This is a genomic window from Xanthobacter sp. SG618, from assembly GCF_012932745.1.
Lineage (GTDB): Bacteria > Pseudomonadota > Alphaproteobacteria > Rhizobiales > Xanthobacteraceae > Xanthobacter > Xanthobacter flavus.
The window spans coordinates 295,671-316,243 of sequence record NZ_JABBHL010000005.1 but is presented as its reverse complement, the minus strand read 5'-3'; the positions used below and the strand labels follow the sequence as shown (position 1 = coordinate 316,243).

Genomic DNA, 20,573 nt, shown 5'->3' with positions numbered 1-20,573 from the left:
GTGCCTTCAGGGGTGCGCAAGTCCCCCTAAAGGCGTGGGTCGGATCAAAACGGTTTGACCACCACCAGAATGACGATGCCGATCATCAGCAGCGTCGGGACCTCGTTGGCGATGCGGTAGAAGCGTGCCGGCCGTTTGTTGCGGTCCTCGGCGAATTCGCGCACCCAGCGCACGAGAAATCCGTGCATAGCGGACATGGCCAGAACCAGCGCGAACTTGGCGTGAAACCAGCCGGCCTTGTACCAGCCGCCCTCATAGACCAGCCACAGGCCGGCGAGCCAGGTGACGATCATCGCCGGGTTGATGATGGCCTTGAGCAGCCGCCGTTCCATGACCTTGAAGGTCTCCGACTGCACCGAACCCACCTCGGCCGCGCAGTGGTAGACCATCAGGCGCGGCAGGTAGAGCATTCCCGCCATCCACGCGATGACGGCGATGACATGCAGCGCCTTGATCCACTCATAGAGCATTGAAACAAAAGCCTCATCTGTCCCGTTCAGCGGGCGCGGCGGACGGCCTCGACGAACTTTTCCACATGCTCCAGCGGCGTTTCCGGCCGGATGCCGTGGCCGAGGTTGAAGATGTGGCGCACCCCGTCGAAATCGGCGCGGATGCGCTCCACTTCCTCCTCCAACGCCGAACCACCGGCGATCAGCCGCAGCGGGTCGAGATTGCCCTGGAGCGCCACGGTGTCGGAGAGCCGCTGCCGCGCGGCGCGGCGATCGGCGGACCAGTCCAGGCCGATGGCGTCGATGCCGGCATCGGATATCGCTTCCAGCGCCTCGAGGGTCGCACCCTTCGGAAAGGCGATGATCCGGACATAGGGATGCTTCGCCTTGAGCCCCGCGACGATGCGGCGCAGGGGTTCGGCGCACCAACGCTCGAACGAGGCGGGGTCCAGCACCCCGGCCCAGGTGTCGAAGATCTGCACCGCGTCGGCGCCCGCTTCCACCTGCCCCGACAGATGGGTGATGGAGGCTTCCACCAGCCGGTCGATCAGCTCCTGGAACAGCTCCGGCTCGCGCAAGGCGAGGAGGCGCGCCGGCGCCTGATCGTCCGTGCCCTGCCCCGCCACCATGTAGGTCGCCACCGTCCACGGCGCGCCGCAGAAGCCGATCAGCGCCGTTTCGGCAGAGAGCTTTGCCCGCACGTCGGCGATCGCCTCGTAGACCGGACCGACCTTGGCGGAATCAAGCGTATCCGAGAGGGCGGACAGCGCCGCGCGATCCGCCACCGGGGTCAGGCGCGGACCTTCGCCGGCCTCGAACCTCAAGCCCGTGCCGAGCGCGTTGGGAATGACGAGGATGTCCGAGAAGATGATGGCCGCGTCAAAACCGTAGCGGCGGATGGGCTGGAGCGTCACCTCGGCGGCAAGGCTTGGCGTGTAGCACAGGGTCAGGAAGTCGCCGGCCTGCGCCCGTACGGCGCGATACTCCGGCAGATAGCGTCCGGCCTGACGCATCATCCAGAGCGGAGGGGGGTCCTGGACCGTGCCGTCGAGAACCGAGAGGAAGCGCGATCGCGTGGCTGGAGAGCGGTCCATCCCGTCCCTTCAATCAAAGAGAGATATTTTTAAATGAGAGAGTCTTTGTTGTCTTAACGGTTGATTAACCAGTTGCCGGCTCGTCGACAACCGATCCACAGCCGAACCCATAGCCGACATGCGACTTGCCGCGAATGCGAAGCCGGCGAAAGGCCGGTAAACAAAGGATTAACGCACCCCCTGCGGAACCCCGTCCACATCGACGCACAGGGCGGGACTGGAATCTCTCCCGCAGGGTGATCGTGTGGATGGATTTTGGACTTATCCAGAGGCCGCCCTTGCAAGGGGCCAAAGCGCGTGCCTTCCTCAACAGCCTTCCACAGGAGCGGTGGACAAGTGACTCAGTCGAAGCCGAGCGAGGCCTATTTCCACCTCCACCTCGTGTCGGACGCCACGGGCGAAACCCTGATCAACGTTGGCCGGGCGGCCAGTGCGCAATATGCGAACGTGCTGCCCATCGAACACGTCTATCCGCTGGTTCGTTCCATGAAGCAGCTGGAACGGGTGCTGATCGAGGTGGAGGCCAATCCCGGCATCGTCCTGTTCACCCTGGTGGACAAGGACATCCGCGGCCGCCTGCGCTCGCGCTGCGAAGAGCTGGGCCTGCCGCATCTCTCCGTGATGGCGCCGGTGGTGCGCCTGTTCCAGTCCTATCTCGGCGGCGAGCCGACGCCGCGCGTGGGTGGCCAGCACGCGCTGGATGCGAGCTATTTCAAGCGCATCGACGCCCTCAACTTCACTGTCATGCATGATGACGGGCATCTCACCGAAGACCTCGAGCATGCCGACGTGGTGCTGCTCGGCGTGTCGCGCACGTCCAAGACGCCGACCTCCATCTATCTCGCCAATCGCGGGATCAAGGCGGCGAACATTCCCCTCGTGCCCAACGTCCCTCTGCCGCCGAACATCGAGAAACTGAAGAAGCCGCTGGTGGTGGGCCTTGTCGCCAGCCCGGAGCGCATCGTCGAGATCCGCCAGAACCGGCTGCTGGGGCTCAATGCGGTGGAGACGGGATCATCCACCTATACGGATCGCGAGGCGGTTTCCGAGGAGCTGGCCTTCTCCCGCCGGCTGTGCGCGCGCAACGGATGGCCGCTCATCGATGTCACGCGCCGCTCCATCGAGGAGACGGCGGCCAACATCCTCAGCCTCTACAGCGACCACCGCCGCCGCTCCATCGCTGAAACCTGAGACCGCCGAAACCTGAGGCGTGGCGCCCGATTGGGCTGCGCTTCGGTTTGCATCGCGGGCAAAGGCATGAGATCAGCGCAGTGCGTCATTTTCTGACGGCAGCGCAACAGAGGAGAGACGATCGTGTGGCGTGGCGAACAGCCGCTCGTGCTCGCGTCCAAGAGCGCGACCCGATTGACCCTTCTCGTGCATGCGGGCGTGCCCGTGGAAACCGTGGCCGCTGATGTGGACGAGCGCGCCCTTCAGGAGGCGGCCGGTGACACGGACCCGGCCGGCATTGCCCTCATGCTCGCGCGAGCCAAGGCGCTGTCGGGATCGAAGGCCGCCCCGGGACGCCTGGTGCTGGGCGCCGACCAGACCTTGGCGCTGGGGCCGAAGATCTACCACAAGCCCGCCTCGGTGGAGGCTGCCCGCAACCAGCTGTTCGAGCTTGCTGGGCAGACGCACGCGCTCCATTCCGCCGTTGCGGTGGCGAGCGATGGCGTGGTGCTGTTCGACACGGTGGTGAGCGCCTTCCTCACCATGCGCCCGCTCACCGAGGAGACGCTGGCGTCCTATCTCGCCGCCGCCGGTCCCCGTGTACTGACCTCGGTCGGCGCCTATCAGCTGGAATCGGTGGGGGTGCATCTCTTCACCCGCGTGGATGGAGACCACTTCACCATTCTCGGCCTGCCGCTGCTGCAGCTTCTGCCCTTCTTCCGCGAACAGGGGCTGCTGCCATGACGGTTCGGGCCTGCGTCACCGGCCAGCCCGTCACCTATTCCCGCTCGCCGCTGCTGCACGGCTATTGGCTGAAGGCCTATGGCATCGACGGTGCCTATGAGCGCGAGGAGGTGCCGCCCGAGATGGCGGCGGATTTCTACCGGAGCCTTGCCGCGCGCGGCTATGCCGGCTGCAATGTCACGCTGCCCAACAAGGAGATCGCCTTCTCCGTTCTCGACGAGGCGGACGAAAGCGCCGCCGCCTTGGGCGCGGCCAACACCCTCTGGCTGGACGGCGGCAAGCTCCATGGGGCGAGCACCGACGGCTATGGCTTCGTCGCCAATCTTGATGCCTCCGCTCCCGGCTGGGACGGCGCGCGAAACTGCGCTCTGGTGGTTGGCGCCGGCGGTGCCTCGCGCGCCGTGGTTCATGCGCTGGTGGGGCGAGGCTTCGACCGGGTGGTGCTGGCCAATCGCACGCTGGAGCGCGCCGAGACGGTGGCGTCCCTCTTCGGGCCGCGCGTGCGCCCGCTTGCCTTCGACCGCATCGCCGAGGTGATGGGTGAGGCGGACATCCTCGTGAACTGCACCTCGCTGGGCATGAAGGGATCGGACCCGCTGACGCTCGATCTCACGCGGCTGCGTCAGGAGGCGGTGGTGAGCGACATCGTTTACGTGCCGCTGATGACGCCGCTTCTGAAGGCGTCCTCCGCGGCGGGCTTCCGCACCGTGGATGGGCTGGGCATGCTGCTGCACCAGGGCGTGCCCGGCTTCCGCCGCTGGTTCGGCGTGACGCCCGAAGTGACGCCGGAGCTGCGGGCGGTTCTGGTGGAAGACCTTCGCGCCAAGGGGCAGCTGGAGGCCTGAGAGATGTGGGTGCTCGGCCTCACCGGATCCATCGGCATGGGCAAGTCAGCCACCGCGCGGATGTTCCGGGCGCTGGGCGTGCCGGTGCATGATGCCGATGCGTCGGTCCACGCCCTCTATCGGGGCGCGGCGGTGGCGCCGGTGGAGGCGGCCTTTCCGGGCGTGACCCGTGACGGCGTCATTGATCGTGCGGCGCTGGGCGCCCGCGTGCTCGGCGATGCGTCGGCCATGAAGCGGCTGGAAGCCATCGTTCATCCCCTCGTCCGTGAGGCTGAAGCGGACTTCCTCGCGAAGGCTCGGGAGAGCGGAGCACGCCTGGCGGTTCTGGACATTCCGCTTCTGTTCGAGACGGGCGGCGACAGGCGCGTCCATGCGGTGGCTGTGGTCAGCGCGTCGAAAGCTGTGCAGCGCGAACGCGTGCTCGGCCGCGAGGGCATGACGGAAGAGAAATTCGAGACCATTCTCGCCAAGCAGATGCCGGACGCCGAGAAGCGCCGCCGCGCGCACTTCGTCATCGATACCGGGCGCGGCTTTGCCGCCGCCGAACATCAGGTCGCAGGGATTGTGCGCGCGCTGGCCGGGCCGGGCCGCGGCCGGAAGGGTTGAGGGGATACTATGCGCGAGATCGTGCTCGACACCGAGACTACGGGCCTCGAGGCCTATGGTGGCGACCGGCTGGTGGAAATCGGCTGCGTCGAGATGGTCAACCGCATCCTCACCGGCAACGTCTTCCACGTCTATATCAACCCCCAGCGGGACATGCCGCAGGAGGCGTTCAACGTGCATGGCCTGTCGGCGGAATTTCTATCCGACAAGCCGATCTTTTCTCAAGTTGCTGACGAATTCCTGGAATTCATCCAGGAAGATACTTTGGTCATCCACAATGCGGCGTTCGACATCGGCTTCCTGAATGCCGAGCTGGAGCGCCTCGGCCGCCCGACCATCGCGCGCGACCGGGTGGTGGACACGCTGGCGCTCGCGCGCCGCAAACATCCCGGCGGCGGCAACCGTCTCGACGACCTGATGAACCGCTACGGCATCGATTCGTCGCGCCGGGTGAAGCATGGCGCGTTGCTCGACGCCGAACTTCTGGCCGAGGTTTATAGCGAGCTGCTCGGAGGGCGGCAGGCGAGCCTCATCGGTCTCGTGGAGGAGACCACGGAGGCGCCCCGCCTCGTGGTCGAGGCGCGCGCGGCGCATCCGCGTCCCGTTCCCCTGCCCCCGCGAATCAGCTCCGCCGAATCAGAGGCCCATGCCGCCTTCGTCGCGGCTCTCGGTGAGAAGGCGATCTGGCTGAAATATGCCGAAGCGCCCGCGGAGGAGAAGACGGCGAGCTGACTGCCCGCTCGCATCCTCCTGCATCCTCAGATTCGCATTACAATCGAAATTCAATCAAAAGTTGATCGATTGGGAAGGCCGCTGGCGGCGAAACGCCCGCTCCCCCGGTTCATCGGTCATCCGTTTTCTGTCGGCCTCTGGCGACTCTCTGAAGCGATTTCAGAGGGGGTCATTTCCCGCCGCCGGGTCATAAAGCCGATTTCAGGCCAAAATCGCCGTTACTGCCGCCTTGATCCCTTCGAGCTCGGTCACGGGCAGTGAACAGCGCTCGCCGACGCACACGAAGGCCGCTCCCCCCTCCGGCGCGGACGCGATCCGGGCTGCGGTGACGCTCCCGACAGGCGCCGCCACCCCTTCGGCGCGCACCACGACCCGGAGGGGGAACGGGACCTTGAGCCCAGCCTGGGCCAACGCTTCCCCTTTCACACCGGTGGTGACGATCTCGGCGAGGCCGAGGCGCGTGGCGATGGCGTTCAGCGTGGCGCCATGGGCGAGCACGTTGCGCGCCGCCGCTCCCGACAGGCCGGCGAGGATGCGGTCGGCGCGCGTACGCAGGCTGTCGTCGCCGGTGAGGGCGGCGAGCCGGATGAGGGCGTCGGCGGCGACCGCATTGTAGTTCGGCACGGCTTCATCATGGGTCGCGGAGGGCCGCACGATGAGGCTGTCCCCGTCATCCGCGGTGAGGAAATAGGTCCCCGTCGCGGGGTCCAGATGGTGCTTTTCCAGCGCATCGAGGAAGGTGGCCGCCAGCCGGAAGGGCGCCTTGTCCCCCGTCGCCTCGGCCAGCGCGATGCCCGCGCGGGCCATGGCTGCGAGGTCGGAGGCAAGGCCCGGCATCACCATCTTGTCCCCGCACCAGGAATGGGCGAGCCGGCCGTCCTTCACCATATGCGCAGTCACCGCGCCGAAGGCCGTGCGCGCGAGACCGACCCATTCCTCTTCGCCCAGGAAGGCGCCGGTGCGGGCGAGCGCGGCGATCATCAGGCCATTCCAGTCGGCCAGCACCTTGTCGTCCCGCCCCGGCCGCACCCGCCCCGCCCGCCGCGTGAGCAGCTTTTCGCGCAGGGGAACGAGCCGCGCCTCGTCCTCGGCCGAAACCACCCCGGCATCGGTGCGGTTGAGGATGTTTCCTTCCTCCCAGTTGCCGGCCTTCGTCACGTCGTAGATGCGTGCGAAGAACGCTGCATCCTCGGCCTCCAGCACCTCTTCGATCTCCGCCAGAGACCAGACGTAGAAGCGCCCCTCATGGCCTTCCGAATCGGCATCGAGGCTCGCCGTGAAGGCGCCGGAGCGGGCCAGCATCTCCCGCTTCAGCCATCCCACGGTCTCGCGGGCCCGTTGCAGGAAGAGCGCGTCGCCGGTGTCGGCATAGGCCAGTGCCAGCAGCTCCAGCAGCAAGGCGTTGTCGTAGAGCATCTTCTCGAAGTGCGGGACGAACCAGATCTCGTCCACCGAGTAGCGGGCGAAGCCGCCGCCGAGATGATCGTAGATGCCGCCCTCGCACATGCGGTTGAGGGTGAGCGCGACGAGCGCCGTCATGGCATCGTCGCGATTGCGGGTGCCGGCGCGCCAGAGGAGTTCGAGCAGGCCCGATTGCGGGAATTTCGGTGCCCCCTTCAGGCCGCCATGCACCGGATCGATCAACGGCACGAGGCGCCGGGCGGCATCGTCGAGATCGTCGATGCTGATGGCGACGCCCTCCGTCGGCTGGGCCGCCTTCTTGAGCCGGGCGAGGATCGCCTGCGTGTTCTTCTCCACCTTCTCCGGGCTCTCGGAGAACACGGAGGAGACCTGCTGCAGCACTTCGGTGAAGCCGGGCCGGCCATAGCTCGCCTTGGGTGGAAAATAGGTGCCGCCCCAGAATGGCCGGCCTTCCGGATCGAGGAACATGGTGAGCGGCCACCCGCCGCTCTGCCCGAGTTGCTGGAGCGCGGACATGTAGATCTGGTCCACGTCCGGCCGCTCCTCCCGGTCCACCTTGATGTTCACGAACAGGGCGTTCATCAGCGCCGCGATCTCGGGATCCTCGAAGCTCTCGTGCGCCATCACGTGGCACCAGTGGCAGGCCGCATAGCCGATCGAGAGGAGGATGGGCTTGCCGGTCGTTTTCGCCTCCACGAACGCTTCTTCCCCCCAGGGCCACCAATGCACCGGATTGTCCTTGTGCTGGAGCAGATAGGGGCTCGTCTCGCGGGACAGGCGATTGAGGCTCATGTCGGAAATCCTTCGGCTTTGGCCGGCTTTGAAGGCAACGTGATCGCAGGATAAAGGTTCAGGCGAAGAAACGGGGTGCGGGGCGTCTGGTCCGGGGCGCCGTGCAAATCCGCAGCCACTCGCCTGGAGGATCAAGCCATGCCCGGTGAAACCGCCAGCGACACCATCTTCGCTCTGTCGTCCGGGCGTCTGCCGGCCGGCGTCGCCGTGCTCCGCCTCTCCGGGCAGGAGGCCGGCGTTGCGGCGTTGGCGCTCTCAGGCACCCTGCCCCCGCCGCGCATGGCCCGCTATACGGCCCTGCATCATCCCGCAACGGGCGAGGAGTTGGATCGCGGACTGGTGCTCTTCTTCCCCGGTCCGGCCAGCGCCACGGGGGAGGATGTGGTGGAGCTGCATCTCCACGGCGGGCGCGCGGTGGTGGCCGCGGTGCTGCGTGCGCTCGGCTCGCTTCCCGGCCTCCGCCCGGCGGACGCCGGTGAGTTCACCCGGCGTGCCCACGCCAACGGCAAGCTGGACCTCGCCGAGGTGGAGGGCCTCGCCGATCTCATCGCTGCCGAGACCGAGGCGCAGCGGCGGCAGGCAATGGCGCTTGCCTCGGGCACGCTGTCCCGCCGCGTGACGGGATGGCGGGAGGGGCTGGTCTCAGCCCTCGCCCTTCTGGAAGCGGGCATCGACTTTTCCGACGAGGCGGACGTCGCGGAGGATGTGGCCCGGCCAGCGCTGGACATCATTGGCGGTCTCCATCGCGAATTGTTTGCGGCGCTGGCGGATGCGGAGCGAGGCGAGCGGGTGCGGGATGGACTTGTGGTGGCCATCGCCGGCCCACCCAATGCGGGAAAATCCTCCCTGCTGAATCGCCTCGCCGGGCGTGATGCCGCCATCGTCTCCCCGGTCGCGGGCACCACCCGCGACGTGCTGGAGGTGCACCTGGAACTTGCCGGACAGGCGGTCACGCTGCTCGACACGGCCGGCCTGCGCGAGACGGCCGACGCCGTGGAAGCCGAAGGCGTGCGCCGGGCGCTCGCCCGTGCTGAGGTCGCGGATGCGGTGCTCTGGCTCAGCGACGAGGGGACTTCGCGGCCCGCCGCCTTCGCCGCTGCCATCTGCGTGCGGACGAAGATCGACCAGGGCGGGACTGTGCCCGATGGCTTCATCGGCCTTTCCACCGTCACCGGGGAGGGTATCGAGGATGTGGTCGCCGCCATCGCGGCGCGGGCCGAGGTGCTCTGCGGCCGCGAGCCGGCACTGGTGACGCGGGAACGCCAGCGCCTCGCCCTTGAAGATGCGGCCCGCCATCTGGAGCGGGCCATGGGCGCGCATGGCGAACACGAGGAACTTCGGGCCGAGGATGTCCGTCTCGCGGTGCGGGCCCTCGACCAGACCATCGGCCGGGTGGATGTGGAGGACGTGCTCGATCGCCTCTTCAGCACCTTCTGCATCGGCAAATGAGCGCCGGGCCGGCGTGTTTCACGTGAAACATTCTGCCCAGCCTTGACGGCGCCCAAGAAGGGGCGTTTCCAGAGGGGCAATATCCCTCTGTCCCGGACCATCATGAACGGAACGCCCCACCCGCTCGCCTTCGATGTCCTCGTCGTGGGCGGCGGACATGCCGGATGCGAAGCCGCCGCCGCCGCGGCGCGGGTCGGCGCGCGCACGGCGCTCGTCACCCACGCGCAGGCCACCATCGGCGCCATGTCTTGCAATCCCGCCATCGGCGGACTGGGCAAGGGCCATCTGGTGCGCGAGATCGATGCGCTGGATGGATTGATGGGCCGGGTTGCGGATCAGGGCGGCATCCAGTTTCGTGTGCTCAACCGACGCAAGGGACCTGCCGTGCGGGGGCCGCGCGCGCAGGCGGACCGCAAGCTCTATGCCCGCGCCATGCAGCAGGCTCTCGCCGAGCAGCCGGGGCTGGAAGTCGTCGAGGGCGAGGCCGACGATCTCCTCGTGAAGGACGGCCGCGTGGTGGGGCTGCGTCTCGCCGACGGCCGGGAGCTCGCCTGCGGCGCGGTCGTGCTCACCACGGGCACCTTCCTGAACGGACTGATCCATCTGGGCGAGGAGAGCTATCCCGCCGGGCGCATGGGCGAGAAGCCCGCGCTTGGCCTCTCCCCTGCCCTCTCGCGTCTCGGCTTCGCGCTCGGCCGTCTCAAGACCGGCACCCCGGCCAGGCTCGATGGCCGCACCATCGATTGGGCCAGCCTTGAAATGCAGGCCGGCGACGATCCGCCCGAGCCCTTCTCCGCGCTCACCACGCGCCTCCCCAATCCGCAGGTGGAATGCGGCATCACCCGCACCACCGACGCGACCCACGAGCTGATCCGGCAGAACCTCTCCCGCTCGGCCATGTATTCCGGGCGCATCGGCAGCACCGGGCCGCGCTATTGCCCCTCCATCGAGGACAAGATCGTCCGCTTCGGTGATCGCGACGGCCACCAGATCTTCCTCGAGCCGGAGGGGCTGGACGATCCCACCGTCTATCCTAATGGCCTATCCACCTCCCTGCCGGCCGACGTGCAGCTCGCCTTCCTGCGCACCATCCCCGGTCTGGAGCAGGTGGCGGTGCTGCGGCCGGGCTACGCCATCGAGTATGACCATGTGGACCCGCGCGAGCTTGCTCCGACCCTGGAGACCAAGCGTGTGGCGGGTCTCTTCCTCGCGGGGCAGATCAACGGCACCACGGGATATGAGGAAGCCGCCGCGCAGGGGCTGCTCGCCGGCCTCAATGCCGCCCGGCGCGCGGGCGGGTCGGACGGGATCGTGCTCGATCGGGCCGAGGCCTATTTGGGCGTGATGGTGGACGACCTCGTGACGCGCGGCGTCAGCGAGCCCTATCGCATGTTCACCTCGCGCGCCGAATATCGTCTGACCCTGCGGGCCGACAATGCCGACCAGCGGCTGACCGCGCGCGGTGATGCGCTGGGTCTGGTCGGGACCGAGCGGCTGGCGCATTTCCATACGCGCACAGAGGCGCTGGAGGGGGCACGCGCCCTCACCCGCAGCCTGTCGCTCACGCCGACGGAAGGGGCGCGACACGGCCTTGCCTTGAACCGCGACGGCCAGCGCCGCAGTGCCTTCGACCTTCTCGCCTACCCCGACATCGATATGGCGCGGCTCGCGATGATCTGGCCGGAACTCTCCGCGCTGCCGACCGCCATTGCCGAGCAGGTCGAGATCGACGCGAAGTATGCGGTCTATCTGGAGCGGCAGGCGGCGGACATTCACACGCTGCGGAAGGACGAGGCGCTCTCCCTGCCCGAAGAGCTGTCCTATGCCGATCTGCCGGGGCTCTCCAACGAACTGAAGCAGAAGCTGGAGCGGGTGCGCCCGCGCACCGTGGGACAGGCAGGGCGCATGGAAGGAATGACCCCGGCTGCGCTCGCGCTCATCGCCACCCATGCGCGTCGGGCGGGCGGGCGCCCCGCATGATCGGTTCGTTCAAGCTGTGGATCACGGGGATGGAGGCGCGCCGATGAAGGGGACTGGCGCGGGAGGCGACGACGCGGTGCGCGCAACGGTCGAGGGGCTGGTTTCACGTGAAACATTCCGCCGCCTCGACCTCATCGCCGAGCTGCTGCGCAAATGGCAGAAAACCATCAATCTCGTTGCGCCCGCGACGCTGCCGGAGGTGTGGAGCCGGCACATCGCTGATTCGCTGCAATTGATTAACCATGTTCCGGCGGACGTCGCGCGGTGGGTGGATCTGGGGTCCGGCGGCGGATTCCCCGGTCTCGTGATTGCCGCCGTTCTGGCGGATCGGCCGGGCGCGGATGTCCATCTGGTGGAGAGCGACACCCGCAAGTCCGCCTTCCTGCGCGAGGCGGCGCGGGTTGCGGAGCTGCCGCTGCGGGTCCACGCCCAGCGAATCGAGCAGGTTGCGCAGACACTTGCGCCGGGAACACAGGTGGTGTCCGCGCGTGCGCTGGCGCCCCTCCCCAAGCTTCTGGAGCTGGCCGAGCCGTTCCTTTCCGCCGGTGCGCTTGGTGTGTTTCCCAAGGGCCGCGACGCCGAACGCGAATTGACCGAAGCCCGTAAAGGCTGGACACTCGATTGCGATCTTCGCGCCAGCGTCAGCGACCGAGAGGCGCGGGTTCTTCTCGTGAGGAGCGCAAGGCGCAGCAGCAAATAGCCACCCCGCCCGGAAGGCGCGCCCCATCGGGCCGACGCCACCGGGTGGACGTTCTCATCCGTGGGGTCACGCCCCGCGGAACCAGATCCAAGGGGACCACGGGCCATGAGCCAGGCTGATTATTCCTCGGGAGCCGATCTTTCCCTGCCGGCCGGCGCGCCGCGCGTGCTGGCGCTCGCCAACCAGAAGGGCGGCGTGGGCAAGACCACGACAGCGATCAATCTCGGCACCGCGCTGGCGGCCATCGGCGAGACCGTGTTGGTGGTGGACCTCGACCCCCAGGGCAACGCCTCCACGGGCCTCGGCATCGATCGCCGCTCCCGCAACGTCTCCACCTACGACGTGCTGGTGGGTGAAGCCACCATGCGTGAGACGGTGATGCCGACGGGGGTTCCGCAGCTCTATGTGGCGCCCTCCACCCTCGATCTGTCCGGGCTGGAGCTGGAGATCGCCGCCGAGCGCGATCGCGCCTATCGCCTGCGCGACGCCCTCCGGGCACTCGCGGCCGATCCCGAGGCGCCGCGCTTTTCCTATGTGCTGGTGGATTGCCCCCCGTCCCTGTCGCTCCTCACCGTCAACGCCATGGCGGCGGCGGACGCGATCGTGGTGCCGCTGCAGTGCGAGTTCTTCGCGCTGGAAGGCCTCTCTCAGCTGATGAAGACCGTGGAGCAAGTGCGGGTGGGTCTGAACCCTAGCCTCACCATCCACGGCATCGTGCTGACCATGTATGACGGGCGCAACAACCTGTCTGAGCAGGTGGTGCAGGACGTGCGGCAGTTCATGGGGGACAAGGTCTATGAGACCATCATTCCCCGGAACGTGCGCGTCTCGGAAGCGCCCTCTTATGGCAAGCCGGTTCTGCTATACGATCTCAAGTGCTTGGGGTCACAGGCTTATTTGCGGCTCGCGTCGGAGGTGATCCAGCGCGAGCGTGCGGCACGGGCAGCGGCGGCGGCCTGAGGGAAGACCAGAGGGACCGGACGAAGATGGCGGATGAACAGCGCTCCCGGCTGGGGCGGGGGCTTGCCGCGCTGATCGGCGAGATGGGCGAGCCGCAGGCGGCGCCGACGCGCAGCTCAGGCACCCGGGGCGGGCCCCGCCGCGTGCCCATCGAGCAGGTGAAGGCGAACCCGCGCAACCCGCGCCGCGCCTTCCTGGAGGAGGGGCTGGAGGATCTCACTGCCTCCATCCGCGAGAAGGGCATCATCCAGCCCATCGTGGTGCGGCCGCTGAAGGGGTCCGACAGCTTCGAGATCGTCGCCGGCGAACGCCGCTGGCGGGCCGCCCAGCGGGCGAGCCTGCACGAGGTGCCGGTGGTGGTGCTGGACCTCAGCGATCGCGAGGCGCTCGAAATCGCGATCATCGAGAACGTCCAGCGCGCCGACCTCAATCCGGTGGAAGAGGCGCAGGGCTATGAAGCCCTGATGGACGAGTTCGAATACAACCAGAACGAGCTTTCCAAGGTCATCGGCAAGAGCCGCAGCCACATCGCCAACACGCTGCGGCTGCTGAAGCTGCCGGAAGCCGTGAAGGGGCATCTGGCGGAGGGGCGGCTCAGCGCCGGCCACGCGCGGGCCCTTCTCGCCGTCTCCGATCCCGAGAAGGTGGCCCGTGAGGTCATCGCCAAGGGCCTGACGGTGCGCGATGTGGAAGCCCTCTCCAAGGCGAAGACGCTCCCAGCCCCGGTCGCGGGACGCGGTGCGCCCGCCTCTGCCCCCGAGCGCAAGAGCGCCGACACCCGTGCGCTGGAGAAGCGGCTGGCTGATGCGCTGGGCCTGGCCGTGAGCCTCGAAGGCAAGGGCGAGGCGGGTGAGCTGCGCATCCGCTATGCGAGCCTCGACCAGCTCGACGAGATCTGCCGGAAGCTCGGTCTGGACTGACGTTTACAGCATTGGGCAAAGAAAAAGGCCGGGCATCTGCCCGGCCTTGCTTCGTTGAGATCCTGGCCGCGTCTTCTTGGGAGAACGCGGCCAAATCTCGATTAATCAGGCAGCGGCCTTGCGACGGGTGGTCTTCTTCGCAGGGGCGGCGGGCGCCTTCTTGCGGGTCTGGCCGAGGCCCATGTTCTTGGCGAGCTCGGAGCGGGCCGCAGCATAGGCCGGGGCGACCATGGGATAATCCTTCGGGAGACCCCACTTTTCGCGGTAAGCCTCGGGGGTCATCCCGTAGCTGGTGCGCAGGTGCCGCTTCAGAGACTTGAACTTCTTCCCGTCTTCCAGGCAGACGATGTATTCGGGCGTCACCGACTTCTTGAGCGGGACGGCCGGCTTCTGCTCTTCCACCTGCGGGGCGGCCGGGGTGCCGAGCTGGCCGAGGGCGCGGTAGACGGACTCGATAAGACCGGGAAGCTCGGTGGCCGCGACGCTGTTGTTGCTCACATACGCGGCAACGATGTCCGCAGTGAAGTCGATGAAGCTCGGCGATGGAGTATTGGACGCGGAGTCGCTCACGGGAGTCCCTTTCTGTTCTTCGCTATGGCGAGCGGGCAATGCGGGGAGCGGTTGGTCTGCGACCGGGTCACGATGAGCCTCGGACACATGCTCCGCCGGGGCTGACGCCGCATCGGCTGACTTAGTTTCACGGTTAATCTATATCACCTCGTCTTATAAATACAATCGGGTCTGAAAAGTTCTTCGAAAACCAGCAGTAGAGCGGGTTTGCGGCTGTCTCGGAGGCGCCGTAGCGGGTTCATCCGTGTGAGATGATCCTTGGCAGATCAGCGAATCGATGGGCCGACAGATGAAAACATCGGACCCTGGAAGTGTTCCCGGTTCGCCGGCCATCAAGGCAGTGCGTCCGTAGCCGGGGAGATACTAGGTGGAGGCCGCCGCGCTGTGTTCTTCTACGGCGGCAGCAACAAGTACATGCTCCGATTTGTACAACTTTCGAGTGCGGCGGCGGCAGAGGTTTCCCTCACGTCGCGCCCCCGCCTCGAGCTGCTTGGGCGAAACGAACAGCGGTCTTGAGCTTGTCGGTAGCGTGAGCCCGAGGCCCTTCCGTTTACGCTGGCGCACCGGGCCGAACCGCGTTAGGTGGGGCTTGATCCGCCACCCGCCCGGGGGCGGCTTCAGGTCTACGGTTCGGCACGTTTCTCCCGAGCGGCGCCGGACGCCCAGCGCTCCCGCCATGCGGGGACGAGGATGCCATGCCACGCGCCGTTGCCGGCCCCGAAATCGAGCGTCTGATCCAGCTTCTGGCCCGGCTGCCCGGCCTCGGCCCGCGTTCGGCGCGCCGGGTGGCGCTGCATCTCATCAAGAAGCGAGAGGCGCTGATGGCGCCGCTGGCGACGGCGCTGGGCGACGCGATCGGCAAGATCGTCACCTGCCGCACGTGCGGTAATGTGGACGTGACCGATCCCTGCACCGTCTGCACCGACCCGACGCGGGATGCGCGCACGCTGGTGGTGGTGGCGGACGTGGGCGATCTCTGGGCGCTCGAGCGCGCCGGCGTCCTCAATGCCCGCTATCACGTGCTGGGAGGCGTTCTGTCGCCGCTGGACGGGGTCGGGCCTGACGATCTCAACATCGCGAGCCTCGTCACGCGGGTGCACGACCAGGAGGTCTCGGAAGTGATCCTGGCGCTTGGCGCCACGGTGGACGGGCAGACAACGGCCCATTACCTCACCGATGTCTTGCGCGACACCGGTGCCCGCGTCACGCGCCTCGCACAGGGTGTGCCCGTGGGCGGTGAACTCGATTATCTCGACGAGGGAACCCTTTCCGCCGCCATCCGCGCACGCACGCAGATGTGATCGGCGGACGGGCAGTCGTCCCCAGCTTTTACTGCAGCATCCGCTCGAAATTGATGACGAACAGCTTGGGGTCGGGGCGCTTGTTCACCTGGACGTTCGACAGCGACACCTGCGTGTCATAGCCCTGCGGGTCGGTAACGACCCACTGCTTCAGGGCCGAGGTCTTGGCATCGAATAGGATGAGCAGCCGGTAGGTGCCGAACATGGGCACGGTCTCCTGCATCACCACCGTCACGAAGCGGTCGTCCTGGAAGATGCCCGTCACATGCGGCTCCGCCCCAAGGTCGATGCGCTCCGCGAGCAGGAAGCGCAGCGGCGTCTGCGACAAAGGCGTGATGTCCTGCGTATTCAGATTCCGATCACGGACCGCCACCGACTGACCATTGGAAATCAGCTCCACCGGGCTCGGCGCGTCGTATTCGAAGCGCACGCGGCCGGGCTTCTGCATGTAGAAGTCGCCCGTGCGCTTGGAGCCGTCCGGGTCGATCTGGGTAAAGGTGCCAGTCATCGACTGCACCGAATTGAAGTAGTTGGTGATGCGGTCCACGGTTGCCTTCGGCGCACGCCCGTCCGCCGGCTGTGCCACGGCCGGTGCGGCCTGGCCGGCCTTCTGGCCCTGTATGCGCAGGAGGTCGGCGGGGGGCTGCACCGTTTGCGCGACGGCCGGGCCGGCCGCAGCCAATCCCAGCGCCAGCAGCAGACCGGCGGCGCCCACGCGGCGCACCTTCGCCGACGGGACGAGGGTCTCGCGCTGGGCGCTGCGGGCAAAGCGGGTGGCGGCGGAGCGGATGAGCATCATGAGCATCTCTGGCGCGGGGCGTGTCGCTGGCAGGAAGGTCATTCCCGACGCTCCGATCCCGTCCCGCGCGGGCTGATCGGATGGACAGGGGTCTAATACGCAACTTGCGGCCGGGCTATGGCGAACCTGTGGCCTTGCCGATGCCTGGGAAAACCGCCCAGCGCCGCTTCTGTTCCGGTTAGGCCGAAGCTGCAACCGGAACCGGCAACCGTTCAGGCGGGACAATGACGCAGCACGCTCATTCGGCTGCCTGCTCGGGCAGCAGGATCTCGCGCTTGCCGGCGTGGTTGGGCGAGCCGACAAGGCCCTCTTTCTCCATGCGCTCGACCAGCGAAGCAGCGCGATTATAGCCGATCTGGAGCCGGCGCTGGATATAGGAGGTGGAGCATTTGCGATCCCGCATCACCACCGCCACCGCCTGCGAATAGAGGTCCATCCCCTCATCGCCCATGCCGCTCTTGTCGAACACCGCGCCGTCGCCGTCCTCGTCCTCCGCATCCTCGGCGGTCACCGCCTCCACATAAGCGGGGGCGCCCTGGGCCTTGAGGTGTTTCACCACGCTCTCCACCTCCTCGTCGGAGACGAAGGGGCCGTGGACGCGGCTGATGCGACCGCCGCCGGCCATGTAGAGCATGTCGCCCTGGCCCAGCAGCTGCTCGGCGCCCATCTCGCCGAGGATGGTGCGGCTGTCGATCTTCGAGGTCACCTGGAAGGAGATCCGGGTAGGGAAGTTCGCCTTGATGGTGCCGGTGATCACGTCCACGGACGGGCGCTGCGTCGCCATCACCAGATGGATGCCGGCGGCACGCGCCATCTGGGCGAGACGCTGGATGGCGCCCTCGATGTCCTTGCCGGCGACCAGCATCAGGTCGGCCATCTCGTCGACGATGACGACGATGTAGGGCAGGGGCTCGAGGTTCATCTCCTCGCGCTCGTAGATGGCTTCGCCGGTCTCGTGGTCGAAGCCGGTCTGCACCGTGCGGGCGATGGATTCGCCCTTCTCGCTGGCGTCCTTCACCCGGGCGTTGAAGCCGTCGATGTTGCGCACGCCGAGCTTGGACATCTTCTTGTAGCGGTCTTCCATCTCCTTCACCGCCCACTTCAGCGCCACCACCGCCTTCTTCGGATCGGTGACGACCGGGGCAAGAAGATGGGGGATGCCGTCATAGACGGAGAGCTCCAGCATCTTGGGATCGACCATGATGAGCCGGCACTGTTCCGGCTTCAGCCGGTAAAGCAGGCTCAGGATCATGGTATTGATGGCCACCGACTTGCCGGAGCCGGTGGTGCCGGCCACCAGCAAGTGAGGCATCCGCGCGAGATCGACGATCACCGGATCGCCGCCGATGGTCTTGCCCAGCGCGATGGCGAGCTTGTGCCCGGTGTCGCCGAAATCCTTGGTGGCGATCAGCTCGCGCAGCAGCACCTTGTCGCGCTTCTGGTTGGGCAGCTCGATCCCGATGGCGTTGCGGCCCGGTACCACGGCGACGCGGGCGGAGATGGCGCTCATGGAGCGGGCGATGTCGTCGGCGAGGCCGATGACGCGGGACGACTTGATGCCCGGCGCCGGCTCCAGCTCGTAGAGTGTCACCACCGGGCCGGGGCGCACCTGGCCGATCTCGCCGCGCACGCCGAAGTCCTGAAGGGTCGCCTCCAGCTCGCGGGCGGTCTCGGACAAGGCTTCCGGGCTCATGGCCGGGGCCCTGGCGGGGGGCGCGGGTGTCAGCAATTCGAGGGAGGGATGCTGGTAGCCGGCGCGGCGGCCACCGCGCCGGGCCGCGCGGCGGCGGGCAGCGGGGCTCTCAGAGGCAGCATCCAGCGAGGCATCGGGGACGTCGTGGGGCGCGGGCGCGCCGGCACCCTCCAGGCGCGGTTCCTGGCGTTGGCCTGCGCCTTCCGCTGGGCCGGCCGAAGCGGCGGGGGCGGGCATGGCGCGGCGGGCGAGCCCGGCACCGGAGAGGCGGGCCTTCCACGACAGGAAGGTGTGGGTGAGGGCGCCCAGGGAAACGGCGGTGCCGTCGTCCTCCTCGTCCTCGTCACCCACCTCGCCCGGCAGCTCGGAGGCGGGGGCAAGCTTCAGGGGCGTGCGCCGGCCGCCGCTCAGGGCGAAGAACAGGCCGGCGGCGCCGATGGCGAGCCCGGCCGCGCCGATCAGCATCGAATCGAGGGCGGCGAGGGCGCCGCCGCGCATCACGCCGAAGGCGCGGGGAAACAGATCGCCCAAAGCGCCGCCGAGGCCGGTGAGGCCCGGCCAGTGGTCCGGCTGCGGGATGGCGCCGAGGAATGCGGTGGCGCCCAGCACCCCGATGAGCCAGCAGGTGATGCGCAGGCGTTCGCGCGCGAACGGGCGATGCGTCACGAGCCGCCAGCCGGCATAGAGCGGCGGCAGCAGCACGGCGAGCGCGGCGAGGCCGAACAACTGGACCAGCAGATCGGCGATGATCGCGCCCGGCCGCCCCAGCAGGTTGGTGACCGGCGCATGGGTGGCGTTCGACAGGCTCGGATCCGCCGCGGACCAGGTGCCGAGCGCGACGAAGGAGATCAGCGTCGCGAGGATCAGTCCGGTGCCGACAATCTCCCGCCCGCGCCGGCGCACCACGAGGCGGATGCTCTCGGGGATCAGTTCGATGCGCGGCATGTGGTGGTGAGGCGCATCCATCCGGCTGTTGATGACGGCATCGGCGGTGGCGGCAGCCTTCGGGCGTCGGCGGGCCATGGGCATGGGCGCGGCTCCCTTCAGAGGGCCGCGACGAGGCGCTTCAGCACCTCCTCGCAGGTGGGCAGATCCTGGACCAGCGCGACGCGCAGGAATCCGGCGGAGGGGTTGGCCCCGGTGAGGTCGCGGCGGGCCAGATAGCCCCCCGGCACCGTGCGCAGGCCCTGCTCGCGCCACAGCTTCACCGCCGCCGCCTCGCCACCGGTGAGGTGGTCGTCGGCAAGGTGGGACACGTCGAGCCAGAGGAAGAAGCCGCCGCCGGGGCGCTCATAGCCGAAGCGGCCGGCGAGCATCCGGTCGGCGAGGTCGAACTTCGCGGCATAGAGGTCGCGGGAGAGGGCGACGTGGGCCTCGTCCTCCAGCGCGGCCACGGCGACCGCCTGCAAGGGCTCCGGCACCTGCGGCGCGGCGACCCAGCGGAAGGCGAGGAAATCCTTCAGGAAGGCGGGATCGCCGGCGCAGAAGCCGCAGCGCAGCCCCGGCAGGGACGAGCGCTTGGACAGGGAGTTGAACGCCACGACGCGGGTCAGGTCGGTGCCGGCCACCTCAAGGATGCCGGCCGGCTTTTCCGCGCCCAGATAGATTTCCGAATAGCACTCGTCCGAGAACAGGAAGGCGCCGTTGCGCCGCGCCAGCTCCAGCGCCTTGCCGAGATAGTCGGCGGAGGCGATGGCGCCCTGCGGATTAGCGGGGGAGGCGATGTAGATGGCCACCGTCCTCTTCAACAGGTCCGGATCGAGGGCGTCGAGGTCCGGCAGCCAGCCGCTCTCCTTCGTGGTCGGCATCACCACGGCCTCGCAGCCGGCGGCTTCCGCGCCCGCGGCGTAGGCGGCATAGAAGGGGTTGGGCAGCAGCATGGCCGGCTTGCCATTGGCGCCCTTGGCCGGGTCGGCAAGGCGCTGCGCCACGATGGCGGCAGAGAACAGGCCCTCGCGGGAGCCGTTCAGCGCCAGCACTTCGCGGTCGGCATCGAGCGGCTTCGCCAGCTTGTAGCGCTGCGCCAGCCAGCGGGCGGCGGCGGCGCGGAAGGTGGGCGTGCCCTCGGCGCGCGGGTAGCGACCGAAACCGGCAAGATTGTTGGTGAGAACCGGGCCGACGAAATCCGGCATGGCGTGCTGCGGCTCGCCCACGGCGGCGCTCAGCGGCTGGCGACCCGGCTCGATCCCCGCGAGGAGGTCGGCAAGCCGGATGAAGGGCGAGCGGCGGTCTTCCGGGGGGGCGGCAGGAGCGGGTGGCACGGCTTTGCGGTCTTTTCTGGCGGACTTCGTCATCCGCTCCAGAATGGGACCAGCCGGTTAAGGTGTGGCTAACTTAACCCAGCGAT

18 protein-coding genes are annotated in these 20,573 nt (G+C 67.8%); 11 read left to right on the top strand and 7 right to left on the bottom strand.

All coding sequences use genetic code 11. The features are described from left to right. Positions 1-44: 44 nt before the first annotated feature. Together hemJ and hemE are read right to left on the bottom strand one after the other, a co-directional pair. Positions 45-470 carry a protoporphyrinogen oxidase HemJ gene (hemJ, locus tag FHT36_RS15940; RefSeq protein ID WP_169123466.1) on the bottom strand — a complete coding sequence of 142 codons (426 nt, stop codon included), beginning with the start codon at positions 468-470 and terminating at the stop codon, positions 45-47. 26 nt (positions 471-496) lie between these two features. Further along, positions 497-1,543, bottom strand: a complete 1,047-nt coding sequence (gene hemE / locus FHT36_RS15935) for a uroporphyrinogen decarboxylase (protein WP_169123465.1) — start codon at positions 1,541-1,543, stop codon at positions 497-499. Between the two features lie 336 nt (positions 1,544-1,879). On the opposite strand from hemE, the gene FHT36_RS15930 reads away from it, so the two are divergent. The 5 genes from FHT36_RS15930 (at position 1,880) to dnaQ (ending at position 5,640) form a co-directional block, all read left to right on the top strand. Beyond that, on the top strand, positions 1,880-2,734 hold the full coding sequence (locus tag FHT36_RS15930; protein WP_169123464.1) for a pyruvate, water dikinase regulatory protein: 855 nt from the start codon (positions 1,880-1,882) through the stop codon (positions 2,732-2,734). Between the two features lie 123 nt (positions 2,735-2,857). Beyond that, complete coding sequence (locus FHT36_RS15925; RefSeq protein WP_169123463.1) at positions 2,858-3,457, top strand: Maf family protein; 600 nt, start codon at positions 2,858-2,860, stop codon at positions 3,455-3,457. Next, on the top strand, positions 3,454-4,302 hold the full coding sequence (locus FHT36_RS15920) for a shikimate dehydrogenase (RefSeq protein ID WP_169123462.1): 849 nt from the start codon (positions 3,454-3,456) through the stop codon (positions 4,300-4,302). The genes FHT36_RS15925 and FHT36_RS15920 overlap by 4 nt, the downstream gene beginning before the upstream one ends. A gap of 3 nt (positions 4,303-4,305) precedes the next feature. Beyond that, positions 4,306-4,908 carry a dephospho-CoA kinase gene (coaE, locus tag FHT36_RS15915; RefSeq protein WP_169123461.1) on the top strand — a complete coding sequence of 201 codons (603 nt, stop codon included), beginning with the start codon at positions 4,306-4,308 and terminating at the stop codon, positions 4,906-4,908. Between the two features lie 9 nt (positions 4,909-4,917). Further along, positions 4,918-5,640, top strand: coding sequence for a DNA polymerase III subunit epsilon (gene dnaQ, locus FHT36_RS15910; RefSeq protein WP_169123460.1), 723 nt, complete (start codon positions 4,918-4,920; stop codon positions 5,638-5,640). Between the two features lie 201 nt (positions 5,641-5,841). Here dnaQ and FHT36_RS15905 read toward each other — a convergent pair whose 3' ends face one another. Further along, complete coding sequence (locus FHT36_RS15905) at positions 5,842-7,854, bottom strand: thioredoxin domain-containing protein (protein WP_169123459.1); 2,013 nt, start codon at positions 7,852-7,854, stop codon at positions 5,842-5,844. Positions 7,855-7,992: 138 nt separating this feature from the next. Here FHT36_RS15905 and mnmE point away from each other — a divergent pair, with 138 nt between their 5' ends. The 5 genes from mnmE to FHT36_RS15880 all read left to right on the top strand — a co-directional run bounded on the left by mnmE (position 7,993) and on the right by FHT36_RS15880 (position 13,863). Continuing rightward, positions 7,993-9,303: a tRNA uridine-5-carboxymethylaminomethyl(34) synthesis GTPase MnmE gene (gene mnmE, locus FHT36_RS15900; RefSeq protein ID WP_169123458.1), complete on the top strand. Its 1,311-nt coding sequence runs from the start codon at positions 7,993-7,995 to the stop codon at positions 9,301-9,303. 102 nt (positions 9,304-9,405) lie between these two features. Beyond that, positions 9,406-11,283: a tRNA uridine-5-carboxymethylaminomethyl(34) synthesis enzyme MnmG gene (gene mnmG, locus FHT36_RS15895; RefSeq protein WP_169123457.1), complete on the top strand. Its 1,878-nt coding sequence runs from the start codon at positions 9,406-9,408 to the stop codon at positions 11,281-11,283. Between the two features lie 43 nt (positions 11,284-11,326). Beyond that, positions 11,327-11,983 carry a 16S rRNA (guanine(527)-N(7))-methyltransferase RsmG gene (gene rsmG / locus FHT36_RS15890; protein ID WP_169123456.1) on the top strand — a complete coding sequence of 219 codons (657 nt, stop codon included), beginning with the start codon at positions 11,327-11,329 and terminating at the stop codon, positions 11,981-11,983. Positions 11,984-12,088: 105 nt separating this feature from the next. Continuing rightward, a complete protein-coding gene (locus FHT36_RS15885) occupies positions 12,089-12,943 on the top strand; it encodes a ParA family protein (RefSeq protein ID WP_024281439.1) in 855 nt (284 codons plus the stop codon). 26 nt (positions 12,944-12,969) lie between these two features. Then, on the top strand, positions 12,970-13,863 hold the full coding sequence (locus tag FHT36_RS15880) for a ParB/RepB/Spo0J family partition protein (protein WP_169123455.1): 894 nt from the start codon (positions 12,970-12,972) through the stop codon (positions 13,861-13,863). Between the two features lie 105 nt (positions 13,864-13,968). Here FHT36_RS15880 and FHT36_RS15875 read toward each other — a convergent pair whose 3' ends face one another. After that, a complete protein-coding gene (locus tag FHT36_RS15875) occupies positions 13,969-14,433 on the bottom strand; it encodes a MucR family transcriptional regulator (protein ID WP_169123454.1) in 465 nt (154 codons plus the stop codon). A 695-nt stretch (positions 14,434-15,128) separates the two neighbouring features. Here FHT36_RS15875 and recR point away from each other — a divergent pair. Next, positions 15,129-15,734: a recombination mediator RecR gene (gene recR / locus FHT36_RS15870; protein WP_169123453.1), complete on the top strand. Its 606-nt coding sequence runs from the start codon at positions 15,129-15,131 to the stop codon at positions 15,732-15,734. Between the two features lie 28 nt (positions 15,735-15,762). Here recR and FHT36_RS15865 read toward each other — a convergent pair whose 3' ends face one another. The 3 genes from FHT36_RS15865 to FHT36_RS15855 all read right to left on the bottom strand — a co-directional run bounded on the left by FHT36_RS15865 (position 15,763) and on the right by FHT36_RS15855 (position 20,520). Next, positions 15,763-16,575 (bottom strand): outer-membrane lipoprotein carrier protein LolA, encoded by an 813-nt coding sequence (locus tag FHT36_RS15865; protein WP_246702259.1) that lies wholly within the window; start codon positions 16,573-16,575, stop codon positions 15,763-15,765. A gap of 196 nt (positions 16,576-16,771) precedes the next feature. Next, positions 16,772-19,255, bottom strand: a complete 2,484-nt coding sequence (locus FHT36_RS15860) for a DNA translocase FtsK (protein WP_210257794.1) — start codon at positions 19,253-19,255, stop codon at positions 16,772-16,774. A gap of 14 nt (positions 19,256-19,269) precedes the next feature. After that, positions 19,270-20,520, bottom strand: coding sequence for an aminotransferase class I/II-fold pyridoxal phosphate-dependent enzyme (locus FHT36_RS15855; RefSeq protein ID WP_169123452.1), 1,251 nt, complete (start codon positions 20,518-20,520; stop codon positions 19,270-19,272). Positions 20,521-20,573: the final 53 nt, after the last annotated feature.